The following is a 13,250-nucleotide window of genomic DNA, read 5'->3' as shown; positions in this document are numbered from 1 at the left end:
GAAGGGGCGTCAATCTTCGGCGGTCTCCTGGCTCATGTAAATCGGCGCGCGTTCACCTTGTGCAAAGCGGCGCAGCACCGCCGGATAAAGCTTGTGCTCCATTTTCAGCACCCGCGCGGCCAGCTGCGCGGGCGTATCGCCCGGCAAAACCGGCACCCGCGCCTGCCCCAGAAGCGGGCCGGCATCAAGCTCGGCGGTCACCTCATGCACGGTACAGCCCGCCTCTGAGTCGCCCGCCTCCAGGGCGCGGGCATGGGTGTTGAGCCCGGGGTATTTCGGCAGAAGAGAGGGGTGGATGTTCAGCATCCGGCCCGCCCAGCGATCCACGTAATGCGGTGTCAGGATACGCATGAACCCGGCGTGACAGATAATGTCGGGGCGCGCCTCTTCCAGTACCGTGTTCAGCTCGGTCTCAAAGGCTTCGCGGTCGCCCTTGTGGGGCCGGTGATCCACCACCGCCGTCTGCACGCCGCGCGCACGGGCCTTGTCCAGCCCGCCTGCCCCCGGCACATTCGACAGCACCAGCACGGGACGCGCCGGGTGATCGCCGGTCATGCTCTCCACCAGCGAGACCATGTTGGACCCGGACCCCGAAATCAGGATGGCAACGCGCAGGCTCACATCAGCTGTCCGGAATAGACCATCTTGCCGCTGTCCGTCACATGGCCAAGGCGCACCACCGTCTCGCCTTCCCCCTCAAGCAGAGCGGTCAGCGCATCGGCGCGCGCCGCATCCACGCTCAGGATCATGCCGATCCCGCAATTGAAGGTCTTGAGCATCTCCGACGGGGCAATGCCACCCTGCTCCGCCAGCCAGCGGAACGTGCCCGGCAGCGTCCAGGCGTCAAGGTCGATGGCAGCGCCCATGCCCTTGGGCAAGACGCGCGGCAAATTCTCGGTCAGACCGCCACCGGTGATATGCGCCAGCGCATGCACGCCCCCTGCGCGCACCGCCGCCAGGGCCTGACGTACATAAAGCCGCGTCGGGGTCAGCAGTGCCGCCCCCAGCGTGCCGTCACTCCAGGGGCAGTCGGCATCCCAGCCCAGTCCCGATATCTCGACCAGTTTGCGCACCAGGCTGTAGCCGTTGGAATGCACGCCATCGCTGGCCAGCCCCAGTAGCACATCGCCCTCCTCGACGCCCGAGGGCAGTTCCGTGCCGCGCTCCATCGCGCCGACGGCAAAGCCAGCAAGGTCAAAATCCCCGTCCGGGTACATCCCCGGCATTTCGGCAGTTTCGCCGCCGATGAGCGCACAGCCGGAACGCACACAGCCTTCGGCGATCCCTTCGATGATCCGGGCCGCGGTGTCGGTCTCCAGACGTCCGGTGGCGAAATAATCCAGGAAGAAAAGCGGCTCGGCCCCCTGGCAAACAAGGTCGTTGACGCACATTGCAACAAGGTCGATGCCCACGCCGTCCACATTGCCGGTGTCGATGGCAATCCGCAGCTTGGTCCCCACCCCGTCGGTGGCCGCCACCAGCACCGGATCGGAATATCCCGCCGCCTTGAGGTCGAACAGCGCGCCAAAGCCACCCAACCCCGACATCACACCGGGCCGCGTTGTCCGCTTCGCCGCCGGTTTGATCCGCTCGACCAGGGCGTTGCCCGCGTCGATATCCACGCCTGCATCGGCATAGGTGATGCCGTTTTTTCCGTCACTCGCGTTCGTCATAAGGGGGGCCGCTCTCCGTCATCGCATCTGGCGCCTGCGGTAAACCATCGCCCGCGTTTTCGCAACGCCCAAAGCCTTGACGGCGGCCCTCGCCCTCGCCTATCTGCTCCTTTGAGGGGCCTGTAGCTCAATTGGTTAGAGCAGAGCGCTCATAACGCTTTGGTTGCGGGTTCAAGTCCTGCCGGGCCTACCACCTCTCAGCCCTTATCGCCCGATCACGATATCAGCGCGCAAGCCTCCCAGCTTTGCGCTTTCGGCCAGGCGCAGGGTGCCGCCATGGGCTCGCGCGATATCTAGCGCGATCGACAGGCCAAGGCCGACGCCCGTGCCACGGTTCTGGTTGCGCGCGGGCTCGAGCCGGGTGAAGGGCTTCATCGCCTCTTCGCGCCGCTCCACCGGAATGCCGGGGCCATCATCCTCGACCCGGATGCGCAACGATTTGTCTGACAGGACCACCGAAACCTCCGCCCGCGCGCCATAGCGCACAGCGTTGCCGATCAGGTTCTCCACCGCCCGGCGAATGCCCCCTTCGCGCAGCCGCATCTGCCCTGCGCCCTCCGCCTCGACCAGCGTCACCGGCAATTCAGCACGGCGCGCATCCTCGACGATCTGGCGCACAAGGGCCATGGGATCCACCGGCTCGGGCTCGCCCTCCTGTGCCCCCCGGGCAAAATCCAGAAACTCGTTCAGAAGCCGCTCCATATCCGCCACATCCTGGCGCATTGGCGCAGCCTCTTCATCCTCCAGCATGCTGAGGCCCAGCTTGAGGCGCGTCAGCGGTGTGCGCAGATCGTGGCTCACCCCCGAGAGCATCAGCGTCCGCTGTTCGATCTGCCTTTCGATGCGCGCGCGCATGTTCACAAAGGCATTGCCGGCCGCGCGCACCTCGGTTGCGCCCGACGGCCGGTACGGCTCGTGCCGGCCCCGCCCGAATGCCTCGGCCGCGCGGGCCAGACGGGTGATCGGGCGCAGTTGATTGCGCAGGTAGAGAAAAGAGACAATCGTCATCAACACGCCAAAGACCAGCATATTGACCAAAAGCTGATGCGGGTTGGCCGCCGAGGCCCGACGCCGGTCAAAGGACAAGGCGATGGTTTCGCCACCATGATCAAAATACAGCCGCACCACCTGCGTATCGGGCAATTCCACCGCCAGAAGCCCCGGCAGGAACGCATGCAGATGCCGCGTGACCACGCCACCCGTAAGGTCATACCATTGCCGGATGTCTTCGCCCGGTACATCGCCTGGCGCGACCGTTTCGGCGCTGATCTGCAGTATCCGCGCTGTCGTGGAGCCTGCGATCTCGGCCGCCCCGCCCGGATGCTCGCTCAGAAGCAGGCGTACCTCGCGGCTGACCGAGGTGGTCATTTGCTCAGACACCCCATCGAAATGCCGCTGGATGAACACCACGGAAACAACCAGCAAAAGCGTGATCACCGGCAGAAGCAGGATCAGCATCGCCCGCCCGTAAAGGCTGCGCGGCAAATAGGGTTTGAGCCATCGAAAGGACATGCGCTAGATGTAGCCGCGCAACCGGCGAAGAGGAAGGCCCATGACGCCCCCTGACGAGTTTGACCCGCCCGTGGGCGAGGCCGAAGAGCTGGCCCCGGACCTGCGCCGGGTGCTCGCGCCCAACCCCTCGCCGATGACCTACCGCGGCACCAACACTTATCTTGTGGGGCGCCGCGCGCTTGCCGTGATCGACCCCGGCCCGGACAACCCGGCGCATCTTGAGGCGATCCTTGCCGCGCTCACCCCTGGCCAGAGGATCAGCCATATCTTCGTCACGCATGCCCATCTGGATCACTCGCCCCTCGCCGTCAGCCTCTCCCGGGTCACCGGCGCGCCGGTGTTGGCCTATGGCGCGGCGCATGCCGGTCGCAGCGAGGTGATGCAGGGGCTGGCGGCAACGGGTCTCGTCGGGGGCGGCGAGGGTGTCGACGCGGGGTTTTCACCCGATCACTGCCTGAAAGATGGCGAAGTCACACCGGGCGATGGCTGGTCGATCACGGCCCACTGGACCCCCGGACATTTCGGAAACCATATGAGTTTTACGTGGAATAACATGGCGTTCTGCGGCGATCTTGTGATGGGATGGGCAAGCTCCCTGGTTTCGCCGCCCGATGGTGATCTGACCGATTTCCGCGCCTCCTGCCAGCGGCTCGCCGCATTGAAACCGGCAGTGCTGCACACAGGGCACGGTGCGCCGGTCGCCGATCCGGATGCGCGCATCGCCTGGTTGCTGGCGCACCGCCAGACCCGCGAAGAGGCCATCCTCGCCGCGCTGCGGGACACAGCCCGGACAGCGGCCGAGGTTACGCGAGCCGTCTACACCGATACGCCGCGCGCGCTCTTGCCCGCGGCAGAGCGCAACGTGCTTGCGCATCTGGTCGACCTGCACCAGCGCGCGCGGGTGGCCCCCCAGGGGCAATTGTCAGAATCCAGCCGCTTCCAGCTGATTTGACAGGGCGGAAATGGGGCAAAAAAATTGTCATCTTTCCTCTGGACGCGTTCCACCGGTGTTGCTATATCCGCCCACGTGTTCCGGCGTAGCTCAGCGGTAGAGCAGTTGACTGTTAATCAATTGGTCGTAGGTTCGATCCCTACCGCCGGAGCCAAAATAAGCCCGTTAAGGCCAATGCCTTAGAGGGTTTCTTATTTTTGACGAGCAGAGCGACTAGGGCTTGAATCGCCACGGAGTCGCCACGGTGTAGGGAAATCCATAGCCTGCTCTGGTTGTGATTTGTTGCGCGAAGCCCCGTCCATAACACTCTCGCGAAACGGTTGGCACGGTTACTTGACCCATCAGAACTTCAACCTGCCGTAAATTAACGACAATCTCTTCGGGCTTGGGTATCTTAATCGCCATTCTTGGTCCTCCGCTTTCCTAAACTTAGGCGCGGACCACTTCAAAGGGGGAGGCCCAGTACGCTACAACGGGAACGATGTTGCCGGTGTTTCACCCTGATGGCGATGCGAAAAGATCTATTTGGACCGAAAAGATACAACAGGGCCTCGGCGTTTGCCGAATTTTCGACTGGCCCGGTGAGCGTTTGTCCATTAATAGAAAATGATAATCCTTGTAACTATTGGTTTGAGCAAATTGTCGACAGAAACTTGTGAAGTCCTCGTCGTCGATCTTGACGGAACACTCCTGCGGAGCGACATGTTGTTTGAAAGCTTCTGGTCGTCGTTCGGTCAGGATTGGCGTGCTCCGTTTCTATCGTTTTTCAACATGTCTCGGGGCCGTGCATTCCTCAAGCGCCACCTCGCTTTGGCATCTTCGGTCGATGTAAAGACCCTTCCTTACAACTCGAAGGTGATAAACTACATCGAGGAGTGGAGACGCTCCGGTGGGCGAACCGCATTGGTTACCGCCAGCGATCAAATTCTGGCAGAAAAAATTGCACGTGAGATTGGACTATTTGACGAGGTCTACGGTTCGGATGGTACACTCAATCTAAAGGGAGAATGTAAGGCTCAATTCCTTGAAGAGCGATTTGGTCGGAAAGGATTCCATTATATGGGCGACCATGCGGCGGATATACCGATATGGAGACGCGCAGCGAAGGCGATAACTGTCGGAGCCTCCCACAGTTTACGATGTGAGGCAGAACGCGCTTGCGATTCTATCGAGCATATCGTTTCCGAGCGCAGTTCGACCAAAACCTACATTAAGGCACTCAGAATGCATCAGTGGCTGAAGAATGTTTTAGTTCTTCTTCCAATGTTGGCGGCGCACCAGTTTGACGGCCCCACCTTTTTCTTGTCACTTATCGCATTTTTAAGTTTTAGTCTGATGGCGTCGGGCATTTATGTGGTAAATGACCTAATTGATCTCACCGCTGATCGCTCGCATCCTCGAAAACAGAATAGACCTTTTGCCTCTGGAGATATTCCGATTTACCAGGGTATGTGGATGGCCGCAGGCCTATTCTTGATTGGAGTAGTACTTGCGATCAGTGTCAACGCAGCATTCGTTCTTGCGATTCTAGGATATTGCCTACTAACAACAGCCTACTCTCTGATCCTCAAGCGCCGAATAATCCTAGATATCTTCGCGCTTACAGCTCTCTATTCCATGCGGATTGTCGCGGGTAGTCTTGCCGCAGGAATAACACTTTCGGTGTGGCTTCTAGCGTTTTCCGCATTCTTTTTCTTAGCATTGGCGGCAGTAAAACGTCAGGCTGAATTGGCGGACATTGCCATGCGCGGCGAGCTTGAGGTGAATGGTCGCGGCTATCATGTCAATGACCTTCCCATAGTGTCTATGATCGCAATCGCCGCCGGATACGTGTCCGTATTGGTAATGATGCTATACGTCAACTCCCCACAAGTCATGAATCTCTATGGGCTACCTGAGGCACTCTGGGGGGTTTCCGCTGTTCTACTATTTTGGATCACGCAAACCGTAATGTTGGCGCATCGCGGTGAAATGCATGACGATCCTGTTGTCTACGCCGCGACAGACCGTACCAGCCTAATGTGCCTGCTTGCTATCGTTGTGTTCCTTTTCTGGGGCGGGCTGTCATGAATGTTCGCGCACTTGTGTCTCGCTATGCCCTATTCGCGGTCATTGCCACCGTTGCAAATCTAGCCAGCCAGCGCTTCATGCTGCAATATGGATCATCCGGAGCCAACTTTGGCGCCGCTATTGTAGCAGGCACGTTTGTTGGGCTTTTCGTTAAGTATTATTTGGACAAACGTTGGATCTTCTACGATGCCGAATCGGGCATCAGAAAAAGCAGTAAGAAGTTCACGCTTTACGTAGCTATGGGTGTTGTCACCACGGCAATCTTTTGGGGCATAGAGACGGCGTTTTGGCTGATCTGGGAAACGGATTTCATGCGTGAACTGGGCGCGGTGATTGGTCTCGGCATCGGGTATTTCGTAAAGTATCGTCTAGACAGCCGTTTCGTGTTCACGCCTCGTCCCGTAGAGGCCGCAACGTGACCATTTCCGGTTGGGGCGGATATCCGTCAATGGTTGCTCGAGCACTTTCACCCCGGAGCCCTGACGCCTTGTCGACCATTGTAAGATCAGAGCCGAACCTAATTGCGCGGGGCAGTGGTCGGGCGTATGGCGACAGCGCCATCAATCCGTCAGCGACTGTCGAAACACGCCACCTCAATCGAATGATCCGCTTCGATCCGTCTTCGGGTCAGCTTGTCGCCGAGGCGGGTGTGCAACTTGGTGACATCATCTCGGCGTTCCTGCCACACGGTTGGTTTCCACTTGTCACACCCGGAACGAGGTTTGTCTCTTTGGGGGGGGCGATCGCTGCGGATGTGCACGGAAAAAACCATCACAACGACGGAAGTTTCAGAAATTGCGTCGATTGGATCGACCTGATGCGACAGGACGGGACTATCAAACGGTGTTCTTTGGATGAGGATGCAGAGCTTTTCGATTATACTCTTGGCGGTATGGGGCTGACAGGTGTCATAGTCCGGGCGGCGATCAGGCTGCGTCCTGTGGAAACGGCGTGGATCCGCCAAACGACAATCTCAACAGACAATCTGGCGAACTGTATGCAAGTCATTGAAGGTGCCCAGAACGCGACCTATTCAGTCGCTTGGATCGATTGCCTGGGGCAAGCAGCAAACTTAGGGCGCGCGCTCGTGATGCTGGGTGAACATGCCGAAGTGAGTGATCTACCGCTCGATATGAAGGCAGCACCATTGCAAATCAAACCAAAAAAAATGCGTTCAGTTCCAGTATACCTCCCGGCCTTAACATTGAACCGCTACAGTTTGAGTGCATTCAACTCACTTTATTACTGGATCGGCTCCCGAAAGCGTGGCGATCGAATAGTTGATTGGAAAAGCTATTTTTACCCGCTTGACTCGATTGCCGGATGGAACAAGATCTATGGCCGCAAAGGATTTGTTCAGTTTCAATGTGTCTTGCCGCTTGAGAGTTCGGAATCCGGTCTCACAGCTCTGCTCGCGGAAATCGCCAGTGCCGGTACCGGCTCCTTTCTCTCCGTTCTGAAGCGTTTTGGCAAACAAAGCGGTGCGTTTTCCTTCCCGATGGAAGGCTATACACTTGCCTTGGATTTTCCAGTCAACGCCAAAGTGTTTGCACTTCTGGACCGGCTAGACCGGATAACAATTGAGCATGGCGGGCGGTTTTATCTGGCAAAGGACAGCCGTATGCGGTCTGAAACGCTGCATGCATCCGATGAACGGATCGGCGATTTTCAAACCATGCGGGAAAGCCGCGAGTTTACCGCTCATTTCCGCTCGGCACAGTCAGAAAGGTTGGAATTGTGATCAAAGAATCTGTTCTCATACTCGCGGCACGATCGGATATTGGCAAGGCCGTCGCCCATGAATTTGCCTCTCTCGGACATCCAGTGCAATTGGCGGCACGTAATATCGAAACTCTCGAAGTGGATATGAGCGATATTTCACTACGTTACAGTGTTCCTGTCACGCTTCACGAATTCGACGCCCTAGAGACGGAAACCCACGCATCTTTTGTCGACGCGCTACCGGAATTGCCCGAAATCGCGATTTGCGCCGTTGGGCTTATGGAGCCGCAGGACAGAACTCAAGAGGACATAGGCGCCTTTACGCGGGTCATGCGAAGCAATTTTGAAGGGCCCGCGAATATCATGGCCGAACTTGCAAACCGGTTCGAAACCCGTGGCAGCGGCACATTGGTGGGTATCAGTTCTGTCGCTGGAGAGCGCGGTCGGGCCAGCAATTACAGTTACGGCAGCGCCAAGGCCGGCTTCACCGCCTTCTTATCGGGATTGCGCAACCGGATGGCGAAACGCGGTGTGCATGTGGTGACGGTACTTCCAGGTTTCGTGGAGACACGAATGACCGAAGGCATGGACCTACCTGCACGGTTGACTGCACAACCCAGCGAAGTCGCTTCAGGCATCGCGCGGGCTGTCGAAAAGAAGAGAAACGTGGTTTACATAAGACCAATTTGGCGCGTGATCATGTTCATAATCCGCAGCATTCCCGAATTCATCTTCAAGAAAATGTCGATCTAAGGGGCTAGAAAACGATGTTTGAGCCATTCATCATAATCATCCATCGTGTAGGGATCAGGCACCGAAAAATGTGTGAAAGTCTGCATCTGTAGGTGACAATTGTGAACGCAAATAAGGGGTGGATTCCAGAAGAAAATCATCAGAAAGGTGATCCAGCTCGGAACAGCCATGAACTCAACAGGTTGGGTATATGAACGTACCAGAATAGTAAGATAGAAAAATGTTGTCGAACTAGAGAGCCATCGACCCCAATCTATTCCTATTGGGTAGAGTGGTAAGAGGCAGACAATATAAGCCAAGCCAATAATAATAAGATCATTGTTCCCACGTATCAGGAAAGCTGGCAGCAAGACCAATGCCGCACATGCTCCATAAACTATGATGTACTCTCGAAGAAAGGTCTCGAAGATCCTTGTAAAGGACTCTACACCAATCCACAGGGCACGAATTGCACCTCCGCAGACATCACTTGAATAGCCAAGCTCCATTGCACGTCGGCAAATTTGAAATGCCATAGTGGAGGTGCCAGGAAAACTCAAAGCGAACACAATTCCCAACAAGGATCCAATTGACAAAAACCCAAAAAGCGCCATTGCCTCCCTTCGATCGATCAGATTCCAGCGATTATAGAGAAAAAGCATGATCGTAAGTAGCGGCAAGCTTAACGGCACAATCTCATGTGAAAAGCATCCCACGACAAAAAGAAAAGCTATTGGAATATATATGAATATTGGGGAAGTTTTGAAAACAGCCCTCAAGCTTATCAAAGAGCATATAGCAAAGACGATAAGCTCCTTCTTGTATGCGCCAGTGAAAGGCGAAACGCTAAGCCATACCGGGAAGGCGAGAAAGGCGGGACTTCCCAAGATCATGAACCAAGGCCATGTTCGACTTTGGCAAACAAACAAAATGAAACAAGTCAAAAACAATATTGCGTAAAGGCTCATCACAAATGTTATAAGCACAGGTTCGGGACTTACGCCGAGATCCCCTAGAAAGCTCAAAAATTCGCCGAATAGCCCCCTGCGGACCAATCCAGCTTCAAAACTAATTAGCCAGTCTCCGACATCCCATTTCATAAATGATAGATTTGTCGAAAGTAATCGGTTCATGAAAAGCCACAGAAACAAAAAACAGACGGTCAAAAAGGCCACATTGCTAATAGCGGGGCTGGCCTTTATCTGAAATTTTTGTTTGGGAAACCGCTGGTTTGACTTGAGGTCATGAACCCCGGAGTTTTGAATGTTTTCCACGAATCTCGTCTTGCAGTGGTTTTTTCGATAGTGTTTCACGGGTTTGCCTCCGCTTATGACAACACAGTCGAGGAACAGAATGCAATTAATTGTTGCGTTCTTCCCGGCGACCCGTCGCCAGATGCGACATTCGCGCACCACAGCCGCTAATCGCCATTCTAAAGCCACAAGAAGACCTCTCAGCCCGCCCGCCGCACGCTCATGGCTGCTATCATTCATCGATTTCTTAAGTACAGCTGTCCGTCGCCAAGGTTTTCCTGAAAGATGTGGGTGGGATCGTATCGTCCGAAAAACTCTTCGCGCCCGAGGCTCAGCGCACCCCTCGTAATTTAACTCTTACCGGGAAGGACCCAAGCGACACCCCGTGGCAGTGATCAGGTGACAAGTGGTCTACCGTGTGGACCACCCACCTCCCATGCCCTACGGGTCAGCGGTTTTACCGTCAGGACGAATATGCCCAGCAGACTGCCAGCGACCTAAAGGAGTGTGACCCATGTGACCGATGTGACCCACGCCCGTCTATATACCCCCAGAACACAGTTCATGCTGCCGCGCTGTGCCTTGAGCATCTCAGAGACTCTTTTACCCAGATTATGGGTCACATGGATCACAGAGGCAATTTGTGGTTTGGATTCCGTGAGTTGAATGTGACCCGTCTAGGTCACGGGATGGGTCACATGGGTCACGGCTGCGCTCTCCGCCAGACCTTACCCTCTCTGGTGTGGTGTTTGGTCCATCCCAACGTTCTGAGATTTGCCGCAGCACGATTTTGATTGGCTCTGGTCTGTTGCCCTGCGGGTATCCCCAGAGCATCCGAAAGAACTTCCGCCACGGTAGTCTCATCCTTCTTGGGCGAAGGTGTGTCGTCATCTTCGTCAAAAGCCGGTTTGTCGAGCCACGGGCCAATTTTCATTGCCCAGCTATCTTCCTCGTATGCCGCCGCCTGCACCGGTTTGACGTGCTCCGCCTCAAACTCGCGATCTAGCCACCACTCTTCCCCCTCATTGAAAGCGTGCGTCGCTTCGGCAAAAAGTTGGTCGCGCTCTTTTTCCAGCCCCTCAGTGTCGAAGACTTGTCGGATTGCCACGGGCCAGTAGCGACGACCTCCGGTTGGGTCTTTGAGGAACTGATCTTCGTTCGTGGTGCCGATGAAGACACACTGGCGTCTGAACGATTGCGGAAACCGGGCATATGGCAAACGCACCCGGTCAACAGACCCTGAAAGAAACGCTTTTTGATCTTCCTGATCGGCCTTGAATGACGGTGCCAGTTCAGCCAGTTCTACCAGCCACAGCCCCTGCAAGTGCCGCAGCGCCTCTTCCTTACTGCCCCGAATAGAAGGCAGCGTGTCGCTGAAATACTCCGCGCCTGCGAGGATACGGCACGCCTTGCTCTTGTCCTGCCCCTGCTCGCCTGACCACACCATAGTATAATCCGCCTTGCACCCCGGCTTCATAACGCGCGCAACCATCTGGATCGGAAACTTGCGAGACACGGCGCGCGTGTAGGGCGTATCTTCTGCCCCGGATAGCCGGATCAGCCAAGTATCCAAACGTGGCTCGCCATCCCAGCGTAGCGCGTTGAGGTGGTCCCGGATGGGGTGATAGGACAGCTTCTTGGCCACGGCTCTTATTGCGTCCGCAACCAACTCTTTGCCCACGGTTTTCAAACCACGCGCTTCAAGCGCAATGCGGGCGAGCGAAATGGCCTCATCGTCGATCTCGCCCCCTTTCCATTCGTCCCGGTGGGTCATCAGGTTGTGGGCCAGCCCCGGCAGCACCGTGTCCAGGTTGCGACCCAGATAGATCACCGTGTTGTGCAGATTGATGATGGGCTGCCCGTTTTCCCGGTTCATCGGTTCGCCCCATTCCTTCGGGGTTACGGGCTTGTCCTCCTCCCCATCGCCCCACATCAACGCAAAAGCCTCAGCGTCCAAGGATGTTCGATACTCTTCCATGCGTTTTACAAGCTGCTCTTCAGTAAGCATACCGCGGAAGGCAGTCAGTGTTGTCTTGCGCGGGGTCACATCGTCTTCGGTAAGCAGTGCGTCCGAGGCCGCCAGTTTCGACGACACCACACCGAAACCGCGTTCAATGGCACGGTCCTGCTGGCGTTCGTCTACGCGGCCCCACCACTCACCCGCAGGACCATCATCGGCTGCGATAGCCTCGCGGGCTTCCTCTTCGGTGTGACCTAGCCGGGCGAGTCCTTGCAAGAAGCGCCACGCCTCGCCGGAGCCGGACGTATCTTTGCCGGGCTTCACTCCATCCGCTTGAACGGATGGCCCATGTTCGCCCAGCAGCCATTCCAGAGATTCCAAGTCTACTGTTTTGATCTGCTCATGATCACTCAACAGGTAACCGGTAACTGACAGGAACTTTCGTTCGAAGAATACCGCAATCTCTGTATGGTCGCCGGGCAGATCGAAGCTGCGGCCCGCACCGGGGCTACCGTCCGACTGCGGGCGGATCAGACCGGCTGCTCGCAGCGAATCTACATCTGCGTCATGACAAAGGAACAAAACACGCAAGCCTGTCCCACTTGGCGAGGCTTCAGCGTAGCTGTCGAAGCGATGCAGCACCGGCTGTACCCACCCGGTGATATAACCGGTCTCGGCTTCCCGGCAGCCATCTATGTCGATACCGCAAAGCCGCAGACCGGGGCTATGCTCTAAGTTCGTGAGCATCACGCCGACACCTTTTGGATGCTGGTCGCCGTAGCGATTTGCACGGCGCGTGGCTTCATCTCTGGTGGCCCAAGTTGCTGACTTGGTGCTGGACGCTGCGCGACCTGTCTTGGCGTTGATTGGGGCCTTCCCGCGCCCCGCGTCACGCCACACGGCCCACACGGGAAGCGGGGCGAGATCGGCCATGGTGAAGCCTTGCTTCGATTTTTTACCTGAGGTATTATTATACCTGTCCATTTGCTGCTCCTATTGCAGAAAATCCATGGATTTAGAACCATATGACGGATGCCAGTGACCGTGGCGTCGGGCATTTCAATTTGGAGATGGGTTTCCGCGAAGTGGCAGTTCAGCTGCCCTTTTCACAATTTACCATCCGGTCAGCGGCCCATTCGAGCAGGCTGGGCGTATGATAGCGGATAGAAGCGCGACCGAAGATAGCGTAAGGCGGGCCGCTCGGGTCACGGTAGAAGCGGTATTTCTCCAGCGTCGAGCGCGAGAGGCCCAGCAAGGCCGCCGCCGTAGGCGTGTCTACATAAAGAGGAAGGGTTTCAGTTTGCATGTCAGTCTCCAGACTTTGATTCTCCCGGAAACACAAACACACACTTTCAAATTTTCATAATAAACACAGG

General features: G+C 56.7%; 11 protein-coding genes and 2 tRNA genes. 7 read left to right on the top strand and 6 right to left on the bottom strand.

Annotated elements, in window-relative coordinates; all coding sequences use genetic code 11:
• Window positions 1-9 precede the first annotated feature (9 nt).
• Entirely contained in the window at window positions 10-621 is a 612-nt protein-coding gene (gene purN / locus EI983_RS08450; RefSeq protein ID WP_157706934.1) for a phosphoribosylglycinamide formyltransferase, read from the bottom strand.
• Window positions 618-1,673 carry a phosphoribosylformylglycinamidine cyclo-ligase gene (purM, locus tag EI983_RS08445; RefSeq protein ID WP_157706933.1) on the bottom strand — a complete coding sequence of 352 codons (1,056 nt, stop codon included), beginning with the start codon at window positions 1,671-1,673 and terminating at the stop codon, window positions 618-620. The genes purN and purM overlap by 4 nt, the downstream gene beginning before the upstream one ends.
• A 116-nt stretch (window positions 1,674-1,789) precedes the next feature.
• Here purM and EI983_RS08440 point away from each other — a divergent pair.
• Window positions 1,790-1,866: transfer RNA gene (locus EI983_RS08440), tRNA-Ile, on the top strand.
• Window positions 1,867-1,877: 11 nt separating this feature from the next.
• On the opposite strand, the gene EI983_RS08435 is transcribed toward EI983_RS08440, so the two are convergent.
• Window positions 1,878-3,185 carry an ATP-binding protein gene (locus tag EI983_RS08435; RefSeq protein WP_157706932.1) on the bottom strand — a complete coding sequence of 436 codons (1,308 nt, stop codon included), beginning with the start codon at window positions 3,183-3,185 and terminating at the stop codon, window positions 1,878-1,880.
• Window positions 3,186-3,225: 40 nt separating this feature from the next.
• Here EI983_RS08435 and EI983_RS08430 point away from each other — a divergent pair, with 40 nt between their 5' ends.
• From EI983_RS08430 to EI983_RS08405, 6 genes are all read left to right on the top strand, one after another.
• Window positions 3,226-4,137, top strand: coding sequence for an MBL fold metallo-hydrolase (locus EI983_RS08430; protein WP_157706931.1), 912 nt, complete (start codon window positions 3,226-3,228; stop codon window positions 4,135-4,137).
• 79 nt (window positions 4,138-4,216) lie between these two features.
• Window positions 4,217-4,291, top strand: a tRNA-Asn gene (locus EI983_RS08425).
• A gap of 548 nt (window positions 4,292-4,839) precedes the next feature.
• Window positions 4,840-6,207: a UbiA family prenyltransferase gene (locus EI983_RS08420; RefSeq protein ID WP_246162350.1), complete on the top strand. Its 1,368-nt coding sequence runs from the start codon at window positions 4,840-4,842 to the stop codon at window positions 6,205-6,207.
• Window positions 6,204-6,626: a GtrA family protein gene (locus EI983_RS08415; protein ID WP_157706929.1), complete on the top strand. Its 423-nt coding sequence runs from the start codon at window positions 6,204-6,206 to the stop codon at window positions 6,624-6,626. The genes EI983_RS08420 and EI983_RS08415 overlap by 4 nt, the downstream gene beginning before the upstream one ends.
• A gap of 68 nt (window positions 6,627-6,694) precedes the next feature.
• Window positions 6,695-7,948, top strand: coding sequence for an FAD-binding oxidoreductase (locus EI983_RS08410; protein WP_246162347.1), 1,254 nt, complete (start codon window positions 6,695-6,697; stop codon window positions 7,946-7,948).
• Window positions 7,945-8,682: an SDR family oxidoreductase gene (locus tag EI983_RS08405; protein ID WP_157706928.1), complete on the top strand. Its 738-nt coding sequence runs from the start codon at window positions 7,945-7,947 to the stop codon at window positions 8,680-8,682. Before EI983_RS08410 ends, EI983_RS08405 begins: the two co-directional genes overlap by 4 nt.
• Here EI983_RS08405 and EI983_RS08400 read toward each other — a convergent pair.
• From EI983_RS08400 to EI983_RS08390, 3 genes are all read right to left on the bottom strand, one after another.
• The gene (locus tag EI983_RS08400) at window positions 8,679-10,154 is read right to left on the bottom strand and encodes a hypothetical protein (RefSeq protein ID WP_157706927.1); all 1,476 of its coding nucleotides are present in this window, start codon (window positions 10,152-10,154) and stop codon (window positions 8,679-8,681) included. The genes EI983_RS08405 and EI983_RS08400 overlap by 4 nt on opposite strands.
• A 463-nt stretch (window positions 10,155-10,617) precedes the next feature.
• Complete coding sequence (locus EI983_RS08395) at window positions 10,618-12,858, bottom strand: virulence-associated E family protein (RefSeq protein WP_157706926.1); 2,241 nt, start codon at window positions 12,856-12,858, stop codon at window positions 10,618-10,620.
• A gap of 109 nt (window positions 12,859-12,967) precedes the next feature.
• Window positions 12,968-13,180, bottom strand: coding sequence for a helix-turn-helix transcriptional regulator (locus EI983_RS08390; RefSeq protein ID WP_157706925.1), 213 nt, complete (start codon window positions 13,178-13,180; stop codon window positions 12,968-12,970).
• Between the last annotated feature and the right edge of the window lie 70 nt (window positions 13,181-13,250).

Source organism: Roseovarius faecimaris (assembly GCF_009762325.1).
In the GTDB taxonomy this organism is placed as follows: Bacteria; Pseudomonadota; Alphaproteobacteria; order Rhodobacterales; family Rhodobacteraceae; genus Roseovarius; species Roseovarius faecimaris.
The sequence above is the reverse complement of the archived record's forward strand: the minus strand, read 5'-3'. Positions and strand labels throughout refer to the sequence as shown.

What these genes read in the sequence shown, in the direction of transcription:
- EI983_RS08400 (WP_157706927.1), bottom strand. Translation starts at nt 10,154, where the DNA reads ATGAATGATAGCAGCCATGAGCGTGCGGCGGGCGGGCTGAGAGGTCTT.
- EI983_RS08395 (WP_157706926.1), bottom strand. Translation starts at nt 12,858, where the DNA reads ATGGACAGGTATAATAATACCTCAGGTAAAAAATCGAAGCAAGGCTTC.
- EI983_RS08415 (WP_157706929.1), top strand. Translation starts at nt 6,204, where the DNA reads ATGAATGTTCGCGCACTTGTGTCTCGCTATGCCCTATTCGCGGTCATT.
- EI983_RS08435 (WP_157706932.1), bottom strand. Translation starts at nt 3,185, where the DNA reads ATGTCCTTTCGATGGCTCAAACCCTATTTGCCGCGCAGCCTTTACGGG.
- EI983_RS08390 (WP_157706925.1), bottom strand. Translation starts at nt 13,180, where the DNA reads ATGCAAACTGAAACCCTTCCTCTTTATGTAGACACGCCTACGGCGGCG.
- EI983_RS08430 (WP_157706931.1), top strand. Translation starts at nt 3,226, where the DNA reads ATGACGCCCCCTGACGAGTTTGACCCGCCCGTGGGCGAGGCCGAAGAG.
- EI983_RS08420 (WP_246162350.1), top strand. Translation starts at nt 4,840, where the DNA reads ATGTTGTTTGAAAGCTTCTGGTCGTCGTTCGGTCAGGATTGGCGTGCT.
- purM (WP_157706933.1), bottom strand. Translation starts at nt 1,673, where the DNA reads ATGACGAACGCGAGTGACGGAAAAAACGGCATCACCTATGCCGATGCA.